Below are 17,418 nucleotides of genomic sequence, written 5' to 3'. Positions count from 1 at the left end.
CAAATAGCCCGCCCTTAGACATCGCTTGTCTTATTCTGTGGGTGAACGCTGCACGTAGCTAAAAGTACGAATACACCAAGGTATCTAAGCAGCAAGTAAATTGCTACATTAATAGAGAAGCTCAGATTAATTAGCTTTTAACCTAAAGTCAGAAAATTAACTTCTGCGCCTGCAACATCTACCCAATTCAGGCTACCGTCGCAACGCCGTGATTAGTGGACTATTAGAAAAACTCCGTGTCCCCTTTGTCAAACTTCAGGATTCCCATAAAACTTCCAAGAGCAAAAGCTGGTTGCAAATTATTTTGGTTACCAGTGTAGGAGTTACTGCCTTTATATGGGGAGTTCGGGAACTGAAATGGTTGCAGTCTTGGGAGTTAATAGTTTATGACCAAATGTTGCGATCGCGTCCGATAGAAGCACCTGATCGGCGGATTTTGCTGATAAAAATCACTGACGAGGATCTCAAACTAGATAAATGGACTCTATCAAATCGTACCATAAATCAGCTGTTAGATAAAATTGAGTCTTATCAACCGCGAATTGTTGGTTTATATCTTTTCCAACCAGAAGACAACAATTTGGCAGCTAAGGAGCAAAATCAAGATAATATCATCAGCACCTGTTTGTTCAGCAGCTTGGGTAGAGATGAAATACCACCGCCACCCAATTTTCCTATAGATAATGTTGGGTTTAGTGATGTAGTCCCTGACAATGAAAACGACCAAATTATCCGCCGCAGTTTGTTATTTGCTAACTCTACAGACAATAAATGTACAACATCATTTGCATTTGGGGCGCAAATAGCAATTAATTATCTGGAAAAACAAGGCATTGAATACCAATTTACAAATAAAGGAGAATTTCAGTTAGGTAAAACCCTCTTCCCGCGTTTACAAGCTAATTCTGGTGGCTACCAACATCTGGATGCAAATGGCTATCAAATATTATTAAATTACCATCACCCCAACAGCCTCGCCAACCAAGTAACCCTCACACAAGTCCTCAGTGGCCAAGTCAACCCCAATTTAGTCAAAGACCGTCTTGTGATTATTGGCATCACAGCAGCTAATCTTTCTTCAAGTAGCTTTTATACACCTTACAGCGCTTTGCCAGATCAACCAGCCAAAATGCCTGCTCTGTTTATTCATGCACAAATAGCAAGTCAACTCATCAGTACAGTACTGGATGGGCGACCTCTAATTTGGTATTGGCCAGACTGGGCAGAACTTATTTGGGTGTGGGGCTGGTCACTCTTAGGTGGAATTATCGCATGGCGGTGGCAAAATCCGTTGCTGTTGCTAGTGGTGGACGGGACAACTCTACTTAGCTTAATAGTAATCTGCATCGCTTTGTTTTTTCAAGCTGGATGGGTGCCATTAGTTCCTTCTGCTCTTGCCTTAGTAATTAGTAGTATCTGTGTGATTGCTTATACTAGCTACCAAAATCAGCGGCAAACTCAGGTGATTATTCTGCAAGTCGAAAAACAACAAGAAGCGATCGCCCAATTAAATGTCCTCTTAGAAGATAAAACAGCATTTCCTGACTCCTATTTTGACTTTCCTCCCCCAATTGATTCACCAAAAATAAAATCTGGTGATTTACTTTTGAGTGGACGCTACAAAATCTCTCAAGTTCTTGGTGCAGGTGGATTTGGTCGCACTTATTTAGCAGAGGATACTCATCGACCGGGCAATCCTACTTGTGTAGTGAAAAAGTTAATGCCAGCTCGTCAAGATACACGATTTTTGCAAATTGCTCGCAGGTTGTTTAATAGTGAAGCTGAAATATTAGAATCTTTGGGTAAACATGATCAGATTCCCGAACTACTTGCTTATTTTGAAGATGACCACGAATTCTATTTAATTCAAGAATATATCGAGGGACATACCCTAAGTGAAGAATTACCACCTGTGCAGAATGTGCAGAACGAATCATTTGTGATGGAGATGCTCAAACAAGTTTTAGAAGTTCTAGAATTTATTCACCAGCATCGAGTGATTCATCGTGATCTCAAACCGACTAATATTATTAGATGCGCTCAAGATAATCGGCTGGTGTTGATTGACTTTGGTGCTGTCAAATTGATGCAACCGCCAAATAATGAGCAAACCGAATTAGTTACAGTTGCTATCGGGACGCGAGGTTATGCACCTCCAGAACAATTTGCCGGTCATCCCCGATTATGCAGTGACATTTACGCTTTAGGAATGATTGGCATTCAAGCGATAACTGGGATACCACCGCAAGAACTCCACCCAGATTTAGAAACGGGGAATGTGATGTGGCGGCAAACAGCGCCAGTCAGCGAAGAATTAGCGGCAATTTTAGATAAGATGGTTTGTTATCATTTTAGCGATCGCTATCAATCAGCCGCCGCAGTTTTACAAGATTTAAAACGTTTTTCAATTAATTGAACTGAGGATTTGGGGAGATTTTTTTACGCGATTTTGCAGGCTGGGTGAAAAACTGGAATCAACAATATACAAATTTTCCCAAAAGCAAAGATAAACAAGGTGAAAAATCAAAGTTTTATAATGGGATTTTCACACTGATGAATTAGAGGAGACTGTGACCACTACACTACACTGGCAAGAGCGGGTTGGTAATCAAAGGGATTGGGTTTGGCGGGGCTGGCAAACTCGCTATACTTACATTCGCCCTGCCCAAAATACCCACAAGACAACACCTCTGATTCTGTTACATGGCTTTGGCGCTTCCATTGGTCATTGGCGACATAATTTAGAGGTGTTGGGTGAGCATCACACAGTTTACGCCATTGATATGCTGGGTTTTGGCGCTTCTGAAAAAGCCGCAGTTAATTACAGCATCGAATTCTGGGTAGAGCAGGTTTACGACTTTTGGAAAACATTTATCCGTCAACCAGCGATTTTAGTGGGCAATTCCAACGGTTCACTAATTTCCATGGTTGCCGCCGCCACCCACCCCGACATGGTGCTAGGTATGGTGATGATGAGTTTACCCGACCCTTCACTAGAGCAAGAAGCGATTCCTTCTGTGCTGCAACCAGTCGTCAGAGCAATTAAAAATATTGTCGCTTCGCCGTTGATTCTAAAACCTGTGTTTAACTTCGTGCGCCGTCCAGGGGTGCTGCGTCGCTGGGCAGGTCTTGCCTACGCTAAACCAGAGGCGATTACCGATGAACTCATAGAAATTTTAGCAGGGCCTCCCCAAGACATAGGTTCAGCAAGGGCTTTTAGTGCTTTATTCAAAGCTGCGATTGGAATTAACTTTAGTCCCAGTGTCAAGACAGTGTTACCAACCTTAACAATTCCGATGCTGTTAATTTGGGGACAAAAGGATCGGTTTGTTCCCCCAGCCTTGGCCAACCAATTCGCCCAGTACAACGAAAAATTGGAAGTGCTGAATTTACCAGACGTAGGTCATTGTCCCCATGATGAATGTCCAGAACAAGTCAACCAAGCTATTTTAGATTGGATTGAGAGACGGGTTAGCGATCGCCAACCGTTGCTTACTCCCTAAATATTATGCAATGGGAGCGATCGCGCCAGCCAGCACCTTTGCCACTATTGAATTTTGAATTGCTTAACACCTAGCCAATCGTGGCTTGGTTAGTGTCAACATCTGTAGCGCCATTCACAGAATTAGCTACAGAAATCATCTTGTTGAGAATTTCTTGACTGGGAACTTTACCTTTCAATACTACAGTGCTACCCGTTTGAGCAACCCAAAGGGTATCAACATCATCGAGTTGGGGGTCTTGATCAAATGCCAACGCTACCCGCTTTGCCAACCCACTTTGGTCGTATTCGCCGCTTAATCCCAGACGTTCTGGGGGGATTGATTGCGTATCAGTAGCAACACTATCACTAGAATCTGGCACTATTGACTGCGGAGTAGGATTTACTTCGGCATTTTGAGGTTTTTCCATTCCAAATAATCTTTTTAACCAACCCATAAAAACTTTTCTCCTATTAGAGGCTTATTAAACCTGAGTATAAAAGCTTTACAAAAATACCGCATCTACCAATCAAAAGAGATACATTCAATGAAATTCCTCCTTGCAGAATGATTTCTGCCCAATTTATCTCTAGAGAATGCAATGAGTGCAGCTATTGAGTTTACAATAAGAGGTCACACTGATAATTAGTGCAGTAGTACGTCACCGCAGAGAACATACATTTAACAAAATGTCAAGAGTTTATAACTCAAGAAATTTTGAATGAGTGAATTCTGCCAAACGGTACTAGTGTTACGTTACTCAAATCCTGTTCTAGCCTCTGTTGGCGAAGATGAAACATACTCTTTCAGTTCTCGTAGAAGATGAGGCGGGTGTTCTTTCCCGCATTTCTAGTTTATTCGCCCGTCGCGGCTTTAATATTGAAAGCCTTGCTGTTGGCCCTGCTGAACAAGGAGGAGTCACCCGAATTACAATGGTTATACCTGGTGACGATCGCATTATCGAGCAACTCACCAAGCAACTATACAAGTTAGTCAATGTGCTTAAGGTACAGGATATTACCGAAACTCCTTGCGTAGAGCGGGAATTGATGCTCTTAAAGGTGAATGCTACTAGCAGCAATCGCTCAGAAGTGATCGAACTGTCTCAGATTTTTCGGGCGCGAGTCGTGGATGTGGCGGAAGATTCTCTCACCTTAGAAGTTGTGGGAGATCCAGGTAAAATGGTAGCGATCGTGCAGGTGTTGCAAAAATTTGGTTTGAGAGAAATCGTCCGCACTGGCAAAATTGCTCTGACTCGTGAGTCAGGTGTGAATACCGAGTTACTCAAGTCTTTAGAAGCAAAAGTTTAGTTGGGAACTTAAATAAAGGCTTTGTAAATAATTAGCTTGTGGGGGCGCACATTTGCGCCCCCACGTGTGTTTCATTCAGAAAGGCATATCGGTGAGCCAAAGATTGTATCTGATCAACGACAGTAAAAATTGAACGCGCTCCACAGACAATCTTTTCAGCATCTGCCGAAATCGATAAATGATTTAATCGGCGGTCCATTTTCCTGACTCACTCTTTGCTGAAACTCAGGAAACGGTTGAGTGGAAATAAAATGGTTTTGAGATAACCGTGACGCGATTGGAAGGCAAATACAAACTTAGCCAAAATCGCAGTCATTCTGACCAGAATAATGTTGTACATGAGTTGTTACAAAGTACAGAGTCAACTGTTCATACCATAGGTGCTGCAATAAAACAGAATCTTGAAACTGGTGAAATGACAGGATAATCGTCGTAAAATTCCCATTCTGCTAATCGAGCTAATGAAGGCAGCAGCACAGTATAAAGCTAGTTTTTCGGTTTCAGCTTGTTGCTGCGCCAACATAGCCTGATAAGCTTGGTGGATAAAATTATAAAAAGAGTAGGTTAATTTATGCAAGCCGATGCATTAACAATGCAAGCCATTACATTAACAAGGCGGCCGCTGCATTAACAATGCAAGCCATTACATTAACAAGGCGGCCGAGGCATTAACAATGCAAGCCATTACATTAACAATGCAAGCCGAGGCATTAATAATCTAAGCCATTACATTAACAAGGCGGCCGAGGCATTAATAATGCAAGCCAATGCATTAACAAGGCGGTCGATGTATTAACTTAACTTTGTAGTGCGATCGCAACTCCTCAGAGAGAAAAAGAGAAGAATTAAGAAAACGCAAAGGAGCGCAGAGAAACCCCTCTGTGTATTTCTGCGTTTAACCTCTGCGTGCCTATGCATTTAAAAAATAATTTATCCAAGTTGCTCGATCATTCGTCGCTAATCAGTAGAACAATTTTACCCGTCACAGAACCGCTTTCAAGTAATTGGTGGACTTTAGCCGCTTCTTTCAAAGGAAACTTGTGACTAACGTGGATTTTTAACTTTCCTTCATCGATCCAGGTGGCAGATTGTTCGAGAATTTCTGCATGATGCTGGAGACTCTCTTCCAATCCCAGCAACGCTGGTGCCAACATAAATTCTAAACCAATGCGGAGGTTGCGAGTTCTAGCAGTTTTCCAAACAGTATTGGCATCTGGTTCGAGAATTGTCACAATATCGCCATACACTCGCACTGCGGGGAAAGTTTTGTGAAAGGTTTCACCGCCTACGGTATCAAAAGCCAAGTCTACGCCTTTGCCGCCAGTCCAATCTAATACCGCTTGCACAAAGTCTGTTTGTTTGTAAAAAATTACATGGTCTGCACCGAGTTCTTTGACGAAATTAGCCTTTTCCTCAGAACTGACTGTGGTGGAAACAGTAGCACCTTTGAGTTTCGCCAATTGAATTGCTACATGACCGACACCACCAGCACCCGCATGAATTAAAACCCGTTCTCCAGGTTCCAATCGTCCCCGTTCGTATAAAGCTTCCCAAGCGGTGATTAACACCAAAGGAGCTGCTGCTGCTTCGGCAAAGGAGATAGACGCGGGTTTACGTGCCACAAACCGCTCATCCACAACGGTATATTCGGCATAATTGCCTTGGTGTGCGCCCAAGCCGCCATAGCAAAAATATACCTCATCGCCTGGGCGAAAACGCTGAACACTAGCACCTACTGCTTCGACTACACCTGCACCATCACATCCTAAAATTGTCGGCAAGCGATCGGGGTAGAAACTGCCTCGGCTACGAAGTTTGGTGTCAATCGGGTTAATGCCAGCCGCCACCAAACGCACTAAAAGTTCAGTATTGCCTACAGGAACAGCAGGGTTTGCCACTTCCTGTACTTGCAGAACTTCGGGACTGCCAGCTGCTGTCATCAAGACTGCTTTCACAACTCTTTCCTCCTGGCCTTAAATGCACGTTCATTTGCAACTTTAGCGCAAGAGGGTGGACTATACTCCAGGTTTGATCATTAGCAAATTCTTGCAAGGGGATTAAAAACAGCCATTATCATAAATAAGGCATTGCTATAGAAAGCTGACTTTGTTGGCGAATTGTTCAGAATCTCTGAAAATCTTTGAAATAAGCAATACGCCAACAAAATCAACAGCTACAAAAACGTTTATCTCGGCTCTAACCTTCGATGGGGTTAAATTTGACCCCTCTCATATGTCTTACGGCGCACTTGTGTACTTTAGAAAACCATTAATGTTTTCGATACCATTTAAAACTAGAGAAGTATTATTTGCTATACCACTTCTTCTCTTGCAAGTAGCTTTTAGTAAGTTTCCATTGAAACCATTGAAACCAATGTTATCACAACTCAGCTGATAATTACTAACTTTACGAGGGTTGGTCACTTTAAGAGTGCCATCAATGTTTTCAATCCCTAATAAAACTAATGAGCTTTGATTGAATGACCCATTGATTCTGCTGCAATTAGCCATTAATATATTACCAGAAATTGTAATATTGTTACAACTTTGCTGAAAAGTGCTAGGCGCAGCATTGGCTGGGTTATTAATGTCAACAAAACTAGTGGAAACTAAAACACCAATTACACCAATTAACTTTTGTAGATTTTGTTTCATGATTTTTGTTCCATTTTTCACGACTTGGTTCCACATTTACTAGGAAATTCAATTTCCTAATACTGACTTTATTGTCTAATATTTTACTTTAGTCACAAAAAATTGCTTCTTAATCAATCTTCATATATTTGTATCTGATGTAAAGACTAAATAGTGCAAAATAGATATTTAGTTGTGCTTGTTTTTACAGCTAATTTTAAGTTGGGGCTTGAAATAAGGATGAAGTGCGCCTTGTACTCACGCATTAATGAAGCAATTACAGCGCGTGTTGTAGATTTGTGGTTAGCAAACCAGTGTTTAAATTCAATTATGTCAAGTTGTTATCTCCATATCTAAATCTTTACGTCATCCTTGAAAAGGAAAAAACCGTGAAAAGTTGGGATTTAATTACTACTCCTTAAAAATTGCACAAATATATTAATTTTTTCTAACCTTGCAATAATCTGTAGGTTATTGCACTAATAATTGCAGCAGTAGGCAAAGTTATAATCCACGATAGTAGTATCTGATAAAAAACACGCATATTGGTTTTTTTGCCAATCAACCCCACACCAAAAATAGAAGCAACTGAAACATAAGTAGTGGAAACGGGAAGCCCAAACCGATTAGCTGCAATAACCAGAACTCCAGTTACTATATTTGCTGATAAACCTTGAGTATGATTCAATGAGGTAATCTTTTCACTCATGGTTACTGCAACTTTTTGCGAGTTGAGTAAACCGCCAAGTGCCATTGCGATCGCTATCGTGATCATTCCTCCCTGAATCGAAAAATACTCAATAATTAGAATGAGTGAGAAAATATTGGGAGTATCATTTAATCCTCTTGTAAAACTGACAATTCCAGCACTGATAAAATGACAATTATCAATCATTTTCTGGCTAACTGGTAGGTTCCATTTAGAATTGATATAGCCAGATAAGCTGTAAATTCCTGCTCCCAAGGGAATAGCAATAATTGGACTGAGTAATAGAGGCAAAATAAAGGAAGTTCCCAAAGCTGCAAAATTAACTTTGAGTCCGATCGCAACTAATCCAGCGCCAACAAGGGCACCTGTTAAACTGTGAGTTGTGGAAATGGGAAACCCCATGAGGGTAGCTATAAGCACAGTTAAACCAGCAGCGATCGCTACTGCTATATGAAACTCTGGGGCGTTAGCGATCGCATCAGGCACTAGTCCTTTTCCAGAGAAGTTTTTAATTAGTTTACTTGCTAACAAAGTCGCAGTTCCTGCACCAGCCAAAGTTGTAAAAGTTGCCCACAAAATTGCTGTTTGATAGCTGCTAGTTCGGCTACCAAACAACGTTGCTACCCCTTTAAAGTTGTCATTTGCACCATTGGAATATGCTAAAAAGAGCGTGGCGATAAATAGACTAATTAACAACATTTTTTGGTTTATAAATTAACAGCAACCACCACTATATGCCAGCAACATACAGCACAGTAGGTTAGTTTCTTAGTTCCGTAGGGTGAACGGTGGTGCCACAACTATAGTTCATTTCCTGCATTGGCAAAGGAATTTTCAATTCTGGTAGTTGCAGGGGTATATGCACACAACAAAGTCCAACCTGGGGGGGTTGAGCAACTTCACGATAGAATGGCGCTGCTGCTTCTAAATAGGTCATGCCATTTTAGATTTTAGATGATGACAGCTTTGTGCATCCTAGTATAATTAACTCTGAGTTGGATGAGTTTTCGCTGAGATTGCCAAAAACCTCAAATCCTCATATATTCAAAGACTTTGGGGCATCTGCGTTAATCTAAATTTAACATTAGGGACTAGAAAAGAAGCAAGTGAAGCAGGCGAAGAAGAACTATTGATTATTGACTAATCCCAATGCCAATTCAATCACGCAATCTGTAGCCGACACCACTCACAGTTTGAATAAGGCACTTTTCATTATTGACCTCAAGTTTCAGACGCAGGTATCGCATGTGAAGTTCGATGATGTTAGCATCGCCCATGAAGTCGTAACTCCAAACTTCCTCTAAAATGCGATCGCAGGTAATTACCTGTCGCGGATGGGCCAGTAAATATTCCAGTAAATCAAATTCCTTAGCAGTTAACTCAATTAACCGCTGATCTCGGTACACTTGGCGCGTGCGACGATTTAAACTTAGGTCTTCAAATTATAAAACATCTGCTTTGTCTGCTTGGTGGCTTCTTCGCAGGTGAGCGCTGACTCTGGCTAATAATTCATCAACACAAAAGGGTTTAACCAGGTAATCATCAGCACCAGCGTCTAAGCCTGCAATGCGATCGCTCACTTCATCTTTGACGGTTAATAAGATTATCGGCACTTGATCACCAATATTTCGTAGGCGGCGGCAAATTTCCAACCCCGACAAACCCGGCAACATCCAGTCTAAAATTACTAAATCTAGATCTAACTCACGCGCTGCGGTGAGTGCAGTTAATCCATCGTAGGCGACGCTAACTTGATAACCTTCATAACTTAGCTCCAATTCGACAAATCGTGCCAGTTTGACTTCATCTTCAACCAGTAAGATGTGCCTCATGATCATGTTAATGATTTCAGCAGGGTACGGTAAGCAATAATACAATCTGGAAACACTTTAGTGAGGTGCCAGCTACTTAATAGCCAAACATCTAAATTAGGTGTACTTACCTTAGTATAAATCTGAGTAAGTAACAACCGTATGTCTGCAATTCCCGATCGCTGCTTGATCAAAGAACGATCCAACTGGCTATTAGCAATAGGCTGTGACATCTTCACCGCATTCATCGGCGAGATAACAGAGCGCTTTAAAACGCAAACCAACCATTTCGTTGTATAAGGGATTTAATTTACACATCGGAGGAATGTGAAATAGCTTCCGACCAAACATTGTGATGTCTCGTTCAAAGGGACACTGAGCAGGAATAGCTTTGCACAGGAAATGAGCCAATTTGGAGTTATGAATTTTTATCGTTTCCAACCACTCGCGGACTGGGTGCAGTAAATCATTGTGTAACCAGACTTGAATAAAGCTTGTCATAATTGTTCACCTTAATAATTTCAAATTAGATTGAGTTTGTTGTATCTGAACCTCTATAAATACATCCGGTTAGGTTTTATAGTTTTATGCAGTGATTACTCGTTCTTTAGTTCTCTACAGAGATAGAATGAGTCTCTAGGCACACTGTTAACTACACATTCAATTGCCAAAATTCCGGATGATTTATACCATCCCCAAAAATTTTTGCAACAAATGAATTGCCTGTAGGGAATTACATCTGTACATTGGTGTCAACTTAAGTGCAAACCCGTTTAAAACCTCGTTAAGAGCCTCTGGCTGGAAATGCTCTTCAATTGCGGTGCCGTAAGTCTTGAGGCGCAACCTCACATTAGGCATTTCCAGTCGGAGACTTCTTTTCGAGACAACGAGACAATCTCTAAAAGCTTGTTATAGACAGGCTTTGACGTTAAGTTGACACCCATGACATCTGTACGCCCCTCGCAACGTATTTTTAACAGAATTTTGTGAAATGGTAGTGTGCCAAAGGCTAGGCTAGATATTGCCGGACTGCAAAGCTATAACCAATTTCTTGGAGGCGCAGCTAAACTTACCCTAAAAAAGCATCAAGCTTCAGAGAAGCTGCGAAAACTAATGACTGATGACTTTTTCAGTAACAAAAAGCTACTTTTTGACCTATGGGCATCAAGTTACGACTGGCTCTTTCCTTCAGTGTTTTATCGAGCCGTTCACAAACGGTTACTGGAGTATGTCGATTTACCAGAGTCAGCAAATGTACTTGATATCGGCTGTGGTACTGGACGCTTACTTGAGCGCCTTGCTACTCAGTTTCCCGATCTGCAAGCCACCGGATTGGATTTATCTGCTAATATGTTGCGGGTAGCAAGACAGAGCAACTGCCACCGTCCACGTTTAATTTATATCGAGGGGAAAGCAGAGTCTCTTCCCTTTGCTGATGGTCAATTTGATACTGTTTTCAGCACTATCAGCTTTTTGCACTATTTGGAACCTAAACAAGTAGTTAGTGAAATAGCACGGGTACTTTCTCCCGGTGGACGCTTTTACTTGGTTGACATTACCTCCAAAAAAGAGTCAGAACCTCAATTATTGCCAGTCTTTCCCCGGGGAATTAGACTCTACAGCCCTAATCAACGTCAACTTATTGGCTTCTGTGCTGGGTTATTGTGTTTGAATCATCACTATTTACTAGGACCAGTCTTACTAACGATTTTTGCTAAACCTCCGTTGGATTAATCGATAACTTTCTCCCGTTAAAAAGGCTTGCTCTAATTCCCTCCTTTTTCAGGAGGGTTAGGGAGGATCAAGCCTTAACTGATCTCGATATTCCATAAACACCACAGGAACTTTGAGCAGCTTTTTAGCTAATTGCGAAAATCTATATTTACCCTTGAGCGTAGACAAACCTCTTTTCCTGGGAAATTGTGGCAAGTCTTCAAAAGATATTGGTACAAAGTCAAAGCGACAGTAAAACTGCGCCAATCGTTCACCTAAACATTCAAGATAAAGTGGTTGTGTTGCTATATTAATCAAATGCTGCGTTAGCAAAGTACCTAAACCGCGACCTCTCCAAGCTGATGCAACGACCAAACTACCAAGTTCTTGTGCCTCTGAGAAATTACGAAGCTGTCCACAAGCTACCAGATTGCGTAGGCTTTGCCCACCGTAGGCATCGCATTCAATTACCCAAAATTGCTGCCAATTGGGTTGGGTCGAGTTTCGCTGAGAATACCAGCAATCGAATCGACCACTGATCCCTAAAGGTTGCCTTGCGAAGGACACATCCAGATGGTAGCGATAGATTGCTCTGGTTCATTAATTACACTTTGATAGTTTGTATCACAATCATCACACCATATTATTCACTCAGATCATTTGCCATTTCCTGTCAACTATCAATAAAGCATCTTGGACATTAAACCTGTTCCAAGTTCTCCTTTAACGACAGCAAGCGTTCTAAGGTTAACAAATTCTATATTTATGGATTTTTGTCAGCAGATATGAGTAGTACTAAACAATACTTCCGATAGAGGCGAGAATCAGCCATAACTAGATTCTAGATAGATGCACTCAAACCCAAAATTTTTTTAAGATAATCCCAAGAGTAAATGATTAGGAATGTAATCATGGCTGAAGAACAAAAATCTAATAATCAAGAAACTACACCTACTGCTTCTGGTGGCTACCAAACCCCCGTTGACGAAAGTATCCGCAAAACTGGTGATGCTGAAAAGAGTGATGCTAAACCCTCTGCTACACCAGAAGCACCAGGAGAAGATGGTATAGCAGGTAGCCCCAATCAGGGAACTGAGTCACGTTAATTGGTTTTAACTTTGCCTAGTTTCAATAATCTAATTGAGTTTTTTCTAGTAACCTGGATTTAGTAAACTTTAAGTGGATAGTTGTGATTTATATCATGATTATCCACTTATTTTGTTGTGTGAGAATTGTTTTTAGGGAGGGTGGAGGCTGGCATGGTAAGTGCGTAGGTGCAGCCCGCAATATGCATTGCTTTCGGATTATACTATTGTTTCTTTGATTTTACTCCATACTGAAGAAATGATTTTCCTTGCACCTAGTTATATATTTGATATTAATATTTATAAACATAATATCTGATGTTTGTCAGCACAGCATTAAGCAGAAATCACCTATCTCTGAAAATCTGCTAAGCTTCACGATTCTTAATCATACTAGCTTGCTTGTGTGGCTGACAGAAGTCCCACAATCCAATAGGCTGATCTTAAAGCAGTGATTTTTCACAAAGCTCATCTACATAAAAAGGTAGGCTTCATTGTCCAGCACTTTCGGATAACCATGTGCATGTGTAACATGTTGCCTATCCTCTATCACCACTTAGTCGTTAATAACTACCTATACAGAAAATGCCCCTTAAAATCGTCCAGAACTTTGATGGCAGTTTCACTCTTGAAGCACAAGCTCAAGAAACTTTATTCAATTTATTGACAAGCGTTGCTTTCTTAAACCAAATTCGTCAACAGTTGCAGTGTGAACAAGTTAAATTTACAGAATTACTTTTCCAACCAGTTCCTTACAGCTTAACTACCACTAAAGGAATGCCAGCAGAATTTGAAAAGTATCATGAATCTGATGAGTATGCCATCATCAACGTTCCACCAAATTTCATGTTTAGTGCTAAGATTTTTAAACCCAGTCGCCTTTGTGCAATTTACCAAAAATTGGGTAATGAGTAATTATCAAGATAATTTTTCCATAATTAGCAATTCTCAATTCTGAAGGCAAATAGTAAGTTTGATATTTGATGTATGGCTTTTGAAACAAATCTTCCTCCTTTGGCAACCCTGGAATACATTCCTTACATTGGCGATCGCGGTCAATTACCTGAACAATTTCAGAGTAAAATTGGGGTATATGCTATTTTTGACCAAGAAAAAGTACTCCAATTTGTAGGATACTCACGTGATGTTTATCTAAGCCTCAAGCAGCATTTAGTCCGTCAGCCACAGCAATGCTATTGGGTAAAAGTTCAAACTATTGAACGCCCTAGTCGCACAATTTTAGAAAATACTGAAAATGCTTGGATTGCTGAAAATGGCAGTGTGCCTTGGGGAAATGGGGATCACAAGGAAAAATGGACTCATCCCATTGACGTAAAAGTGATAATGACACCTGAAGAACAGGCAAAATATCAAAATCCAGCTAATGATGAATTAGCACAAATAAAAATTATTAAAAATGTGGCACGGAGAGTAGAAGCAGAAATTTTAACGCAATTGCTAGAAGTGCGCGGTTTGCAAATGCAAATTCGCTTCAATCCTAAATTGAAAGAAGAAGGTTTACTAGATTTGAAATAATGTAGTTTTGGGGAAAACTATCTTATAAATCTCGCTTGTAATCTTTCATGACAATACAGCTGCTGAATGATCGCTATCAAGTTATCCGTACACTGGGCGCTGGTGGGTTTGGTGAAACCTATTTAGCAGAAGATACCTATATGCCTTCAAAGCACCGTTGTGTGGTTAAACAGCTAAGACCGATTCACAATAATCCCCAAATTTACCAGATAGTGCAAGAGAGGTTTCAACGGGAAGCAACTATTTTAGAAGAACTCGGTGGCGCAAATGACCAAATTCCGGCATTGTATGCCTACTTCTCCTCAGGCGGACAATTTTATTTAGTTCAGGAGTGGATTGAAGGCGATACCCTAACTGGAAAAGTCCAGAAGCAGGGGCTATTTTGTGAAGGCGCTGTCCAGGAATTATTGATGAATTTATTACCCGTCCTGGATTAGGTTCACTCTAGACATTTTGTCACGTTTCTAAAGCTGCCTTTGGTGCGATCGCCACAAGACTCAAGACAAACCAGCAGATAGATGAACAGTGGGGGAACTGATGATAGGTTGAGATGAGCAAAAGCTTCTATCAACGCCATTATCAAAAAGTAGCAATTATGATCGTTGTCCATCATCTCAACAACTCGCGATCGCAGCGCGTGCTATGGTTACTCGAAGAATTAGGTATCGAATACGAGATTAAGTTCTACGAACGCGACCAGAAGACGATGCTGGCACCGACATCGCTGCGTGAAGTCCATCCGCTTGGCAAGTCACCAGTGATCACAGATGCAGACCTCACTGTTGCAGAGTCGGGCGCTATCATCGAATATATAGTGGATCGCTACGGTAATGGTCGGCTAGTCCCGCCATCTGGTACGCCGGAGCGTCTGCGCTACACCTATTGGCTGCATTACGCCGAAGGCTCTGCAATGCCACCTCTAGTGATGAACCTCGTCTTCAATAATTTTGGTATAAAAGACAGCAGCGTAAACGACGAATTTATCGCACCCCAGATCAAGCTTCACTTTGACTACATAGAAGGTGAACTTAATAAGAGTACATGCTTTGTAGGCGAAGAATTTACTGCCGCCGATATCCAAATGAGCTTTCCTCTGGAAATAGTCGCTATGCAAGCTGAACTCATCTCAAGCCGACCAAAGATTAAGCAATTTGTCGAGCGCATCCATGCACGACCTGCTTACAAACGCGCCCTTGAACGTGGAGGCGCATACGACTTCGCCAAAAGCATTCAATAATTCACTCAACGAAGAACCGCTATATCCTAAAACTGCCAGTTATTCAACAAAAATCTGTATCTCTAGCTAGATGTGGTAATCGTAAATGTTATATGTATTCAAAGACCATATCAAATTCAAGTTCATCTATGATCACCAAGCCTTGGGATGCTCAACTTGCTTACTGGCTAGTTAAACCTCTAAAAGACAGTTGGGTAAACCCCAATCATCTCACGACAGTGCGACTTGTGACAGGGTTGGCGGCTGCGGTAGCGATTGCAGTTGGCGATGCCATCTGGGCTAATATTGGGGCAGTGCTATTTGCTTTATCCAACTTTCTAGATCACACAGATGGTGAATTAGCTCGTTTGAGTGGGAAAAGCAGCAAATGGGGACATCAGTATGATCTCGCTAGTGACGCCATTATCCACATTCTTTTGTTTGTGTGTATTGGATATGGTCTTAGGGAGGGAAAATTTGGTTGGTGGGCGTTACTAATGGGGATAGTATCTGGTGTGTCTGTTGCTTGCATCTTTCATTTGCGAAACCAAATGGAACAGCGTTTAGGTAAAGACGCCAGCCGTCAACCAAATTTCGCTGGGTTTGACATAGAAGACGTGCTGTATTTGTTTCCCATAGTTACCTTACTGCATGGACTAGAGCCGTTACTAATGGCAGCTACAATTGGGGCACCAACTTTTGCTATATGGGTAATTTGGCAATTTTGGGCACTCCCGCAGCCTGAATCAAAATAGTATAAGGGGGCATGGGGCAGAAAGCTAATAAAACAGGCTTTTTAGCTTTCTTGAATGCATAATTAAATTTTGCGCTCGCACTTCCTAAACTTAGTAAAAGTACTTACTTGTTTCATTTAAACATGATACTATTATTTTATTAAAAGTTTTATCATTATGCCAAAATCAATATTTCAACATCTGGTCGATAGTGTGAACAAAGATTATGAGGATACCTATGCATATGTAGGTAGAAATTTTGATTTTATCCGCGAACTGATTGATAAAATCGCTTTACATATTGAATGTAGTCCAGGAAAAGATATATATATTGTTGATGAAAAAGGCTCTAAAATTGCTCCTTATAATTTTATTCAAGATGCTATTATTGTAGATAATGAATGTTTTTTTAGTTTCAAATTAGTGATTTCTGCACCCAATATAGGATTTAATATTAGTAGTTGTGGGAAAAGCTTTTTTAATAAAAATTTAGTACCGCCTTCAGGAATTGCTATGTATATCTCTATTAAACAAGAGGATGATATTTTTATTGTTATAGCACCATCGATAAAAGAAGAAAAAGTAGTTACTGAAACTTTTAAAATATATTCTGATAATCCTTTATGGACTGACTTACTTGAATCGGTTACTCAAGTAATAATAAACTTTTCCAAGAAAGACCTTAAATATAGAATTAATCAGTTATTTGAAAAATCATCTCAACAATTAAAACCAAAAGGTTTTAATGTTACCCCTGATATAAAGATTATTAACACGTCGGTAGCCCAGGACAATAACGATGTGTAGTTGCGGTGTTCTCTAAAAAAGTTTTTGTAAAAAGAATAAATTATGTTGAGTGTAAAAGGGCGATCGCATTTATTAAACATCTCACCAAGTTGAGAGTCAAATTATAATCAGCGTAAAGAATGAAGGATAGAGTTACACTCCTCAGATAAGTAAAATAAATCCATGCAGCCTGAAAACCCCTTGATAGACTTAGCAAGCGGCTTTTTAATATATAAGCAGATATTATGATGCTTGTGATAGTAAATATCAAGTAAGGACGCAATTGTGAAGGTTGTGGGTATTGTGGGACCTGACTTTTCCCGTTAAGTCTTGAAAGGCTTACTAGTAAAGGATTTAAGAAACAGCACAGCAAATACGGTAAAGTAATTGCAATCGAGTGCTA

The 17,418-nt window shown here is 40.6% G+C and carries 17 protein-coding genes and 4 pseudogenes; 12 read left to right on the top strand and 9 right to left on the bottom strand.

Translation table 11 applies throughout. From position 1 onward, the window contains the following. Positions 1-208 precede the first annotated feature (208 nt). Positions 209-2,416, top strand: a complete 2,208-nt coding sequence (locus tag V7K21_RS09945) for a CHASE2 domain-containing protein (protein ID WP_335173730.1) — start codon at positions 209-211, stop codon at positions 2,414-2,416. Positions 2,417-2,570: 154 nt separating this feature from the next. Then, positions 2,571-3,503 carry an alpha/beta fold hydrolase gene (locus V7K21_RS09940; RefSeq protein ID WP_335173728.1) on the top strand — a complete coding sequence of 311 codons (933 nt, stop codon included), beginning with the start codon at positions 2,571-2,573 and terminating at the stop codon, positions 3,501-3,503. A gap of 70 nt (positions 3,504-3,573) precedes the next feature. On the opposite strand, the gene V7K21_RS09935 is transcribed toward V7K21_RS09940, so the two are convergent. Next, on the bottom strand, positions 3,574-3,939 hold the full coding sequence (locus tag V7K21_RS09935) for a BON domain-containing protein (protein WP_335173726.1): 366 nt from the start codon (positions 3,937-3,939) through the stop codon (positions 3,574-3,576). Positions 3,940-4,273: 334 nt separating this feature from the next. On the opposite strand from V7K21_RS09935, the gene ilvN reads away from it, so the two are divergent. Both ilvN and V7K21_RS09925 read left to right on the top strand, forming a co-directional pair. Further along, complete coding sequence (gene ilvN, locus V7K21_RS09930) at positions 4,274-4,792, top strand: acetolactate synthase small subunit (RefSeq protein ID WP_335173724.1); 519 nt, start codon at positions 4,274-4,276, stop codon at positions 4,790-4,792. A gap of 268 nt (positions 4,793-5,060) precedes the next feature. Next, positions 5,061-5,219, top strand: coding sequence for a hypothetical protein (locus tag V7K21_RS09925; protein WP_335173757.1), 159 nt, complete (start codon positions 5,061-5,063; stop codon positions 5,217-5,219). A 520-nt stretch (positions 5,220-5,739) separates the two neighbouring features. On the opposite strand, the gene V7K21_RS09920 is transcribed toward V7K21_RS09925, so the two are convergent. The 7 genes and pseudogenes from V7K21_RS09920 to V7K21_RS09890 form a co-directional block, all read right to left on the bottom strand. Then, positions 5,740-6,747, bottom strand: a complete 1,008-nt coding sequence (locus V7K21_RS09920; RefSeq protein WP_335173721.1) for a zinc-dependent alcohol dehydrogenase family protein — start codon at positions 6,745-6,747, stop codon at positions 5,740-5,742. A gap of 282 nt (positions 6,748-7,029) precedes the next feature. After that, a complete protein-coding gene (locus V7K21_RS09915; protein ID WP_335173719.1) occupies positions 7,030-7,467 on the bottom strand; it encodes a CVNH domain-containing protein in 438 nt (145 codons plus the stop codon). 406 nt (positions 7,468-7,873) lie between these two features. Further along, a complete protein-coding gene (locus tag V7K21_RS09910; RefSeq protein ID WP_335173717.1) occupies positions 7,874-8,833 on the bottom strand; it encodes an inorganic phosphate transporter in 960 nt (319 codons plus the stop codon). A 64-nt stretch (positions 8,834-8,897) separates the two neighbouring features. Next, positions 8,898-9,071 (bottom strand): annotated as a pseudogene (locus V7K21_RS09905) (arsenosugar biosynthesis arsenite methyltransferase ArsM); the annotation flags it as partial. Positions 9,072-9,291: 220 nt separating this feature from the next. After that, positions 9,292-9,966 (bottom strand): annotated as a pseudogene (locus V7K21_RS09900) (response regulator transcription factor). Positions 9,967-9,968: 2 nt separating this feature from the next. Then, complete coding sequence (locus V7K21_RS09895; protein WP_335173715.1) at positions 9,969-10,178, bottom strand: hypothetical protein; 210 nt, start codon at positions 10,176-10,178, stop codon at positions 9,969-9,971. Further along, positions 10,159-10,446, bottom strand: a complete 288-nt coding sequence (locus tag V7K21_RS09890) for a Mo-dependent nitrogenase C-terminal domain-containing protein (RefSeq protein WP_335173713.1) — start codon at positions 10,444-10,446, stop codon at positions 10,159-10,161. Before V7K21_RS09890 ends, V7K21_RS09895 begins: the two co-directional genes overlap by 20 nt. Positions 10,447-11,058: 612 nt before the next feature. Here V7K21_RS09890 and V7K21_RS09885 point away from each other — a divergent pair. Next, complete coding sequence (locus tag V7K21_RS09885) at positions 11,059-11,679, top strand: class I SAM-dependent methyltransferase (RefSeq protein WP_335173755.1); 621 nt, start codon at positions 11,059-11,061, stop codon at positions 11,677-11,679. 57 nt (positions 11,680-11,736) lie between these two features. Here the strand turns inward: V7K21_RS09885 and V7K21_RS09880 are convergent. Further along, positions 11,737-12,259: pseudogene (locus V7K21_RS09880) on the bottom strand (GNAT family N-acetyltransferase). 310 nt (positions 12,260-12,569) lie between these two features. On the opposite strand from V7K21_RS09880, the gene V7K21_RS09875 reads away from it, so the two are divergent. The 7 genes and pseudogenes from V7K21_RS09875 to V7K21_RS09845 all read left to right on the top strand — a co-directional run bounded on the left by V7K21_RS09875 (position 12,570) and on the right by V7K21_RS09845 (position 17,036). Continuing rightward, the gene (locus tag V7K21_RS09875; protein ID WP_334725904.1) at positions 12,570-12,764 is read left to right on the top strand and encodes a hypothetical protein; all 195 of its coding nucleotides are present in this window, start codon (positions 12,570-12,572) and stop codon (positions 12,762-12,764) included. 564 nt (positions 12,765-13,328) lie between these two features. Beyond that, the gene (locus tag V7K21_RS09870) at positions 13,329-13,658 is read left to right on the top strand and encodes a hypothetical protein (RefSeq protein ID WP_334966799.1); all 330 of its coding nucleotides are present in this window, start codon (positions 13,329-13,331) and stop codon (positions 13,656-13,658) included. A gap of 72 nt (positions 13,659-13,730) precedes the next feature. Continuing rightward, complete coding sequence (locus V7K21_RS09865; protein WP_335173710.1) at positions 13,731-14,279, top strand: GIY-YIG nuclease family protein; 549 nt, start codon at positions 13,731-13,733, stop codon at positions 14,277-14,279. A 47-nt stretch (positions 14,280-14,326) separates the two neighbouring features. Continuing rightward, positions 14,327-14,713, top strand: a pseudogene (locus V7K21_RS09860) (protein kinase domain-containing protein); the annotation flags it as partial. Between the two features lie 161 nt (positions 14,714-14,874). Beyond that, positions 14,875-15,516, top strand: coding sequence for a glutathione S-transferase family protein (locus tag V7K21_RS09855; RefSeq protein ID WP_442948864.1), 642 nt, complete (start codon positions 14,875-14,877; stop codon positions 15,514-15,516). 128 nt (positions 15,517-15,644) lie between these two features. After that, positions 15,645-16,250, top strand: a complete 606-nt coding sequence (locus V7K21_RS09850; RefSeq protein WP_335173707.1) for a CDP-alcohol phosphatidyltransferase family protein — start codon at positions 15,645-15,647, stop codon at positions 16,248-16,250. 156 nt (positions 16,251-16,406) lie between these two features. Further along, positions 16,407-17,036: a hypothetical protein gene (locus V7K21_RS09845; RefSeq protein WP_335173705.1), complete on the top strand. Its 630-nt coding sequence runs from the start codon at positions 16,407-16,409 to the stop codon at positions 17,034-17,036. Positions 17,037-17,418: the final 382 nt, after the last annotated feature.

Source organism: Nostoc sp. (assembly GCF_036919595.1).
GTDB lineage: Bacteria > Cyanobacteriota > Cyanobacteriia > Cyanobacteriales > Nostocaceae > Nostoc.
Note: the sequence above shows the minus strand (reverse complement) of the source record. Positions and strands in the feature narration are given on the sequence as shown.

Excerpts from the sequence above, each read along its gene's own strand:
- V7K21_RS09910 (WP_335173717.1), bottom strand. The coding sequence starts at position 8,833 with ATGTTGTTAATTAGTCTATTTATCGCCACGCTCTTTTTAGCATATTCC.
- ilvN (WP_335173724.1), top strand. The coding sequence starts at position 4,274 with ATGAAACATACTCTTTCAGTTCTCGTAGAAGATGAGGCGGGTGTTCTT.
- V7K21_RS09895 (WP_335173715.1), bottom strand. The coding sequence starts at position 10,178 with ATGTCACAGCCTATTGCTAATAGCCAGTTGGATCGTTCTTTGATCAAG.
- V7K21_RS09885 (WP_335173755.1), top strand. The coding sequence starts at position 11,059 with ATGACTGATGACTTTTTCAGTAACAAAAAGCTACTTTTTGACCTATGG.
- V7K21_RS09935 (WP_335173726.1), bottom strand. The coding sequence starts at position 3,939 with ATGGGTTGGTTAAAAAGATTATTTGGAATGGAAAAACCTCAAAATGCC.
- V7K21_RS09855 (WP_442948864.1), top strand. The coding sequence starts at position 14,875 with ATGATCGTTGTCCATCATCTCAACAACTCGCGATCGCAGCGCGTGCTA.
- V7K21_RS09890 (WP_335173713.1), bottom strand. The coding sequence starts at position 10,446 with ATGACAAGCTTTATTCAAGTCTGGTTACACAATGATTTACTGCACCCA.
- V7K21_RS09875 (WP_334725904.1), top strand. The coding sequence starts at position 12,570 with ATGGCTGAAGAACAAAAATCTAATAATCAAGAAACTACACCTACTGCT.
- V7K21_RS09845 (WP_335173705.1), top strand. The coding sequence starts at position 16,407 with ATGCCAAAATCAATATTTCAACATCTGGTCGATAGTGTGAACAAAGAT.
- V7K21_RS09870 (WP_334966799.1), top strand. The coding sequence starts at position 13,329 with ATGCCCCTTAAAATCGTCCAGAACTTTGATGGCAGTTTCACTCTTGAA.
- V7K21_RS09850 (WP_335173707.1), top strand. The coding sequence starts at position 15,645 with ATGATCACCAAGCCTTGGGATGCTCAACTTGCTTACTGGCTAGTTAAA.
- V7K21_RS09865 (WP_335173710.1), top strand. The coding sequence starts at position 13,731 with ATGGCTTTTGAAACAAATCTTCCTCCTTTGGCAACCCTGGAATACATT.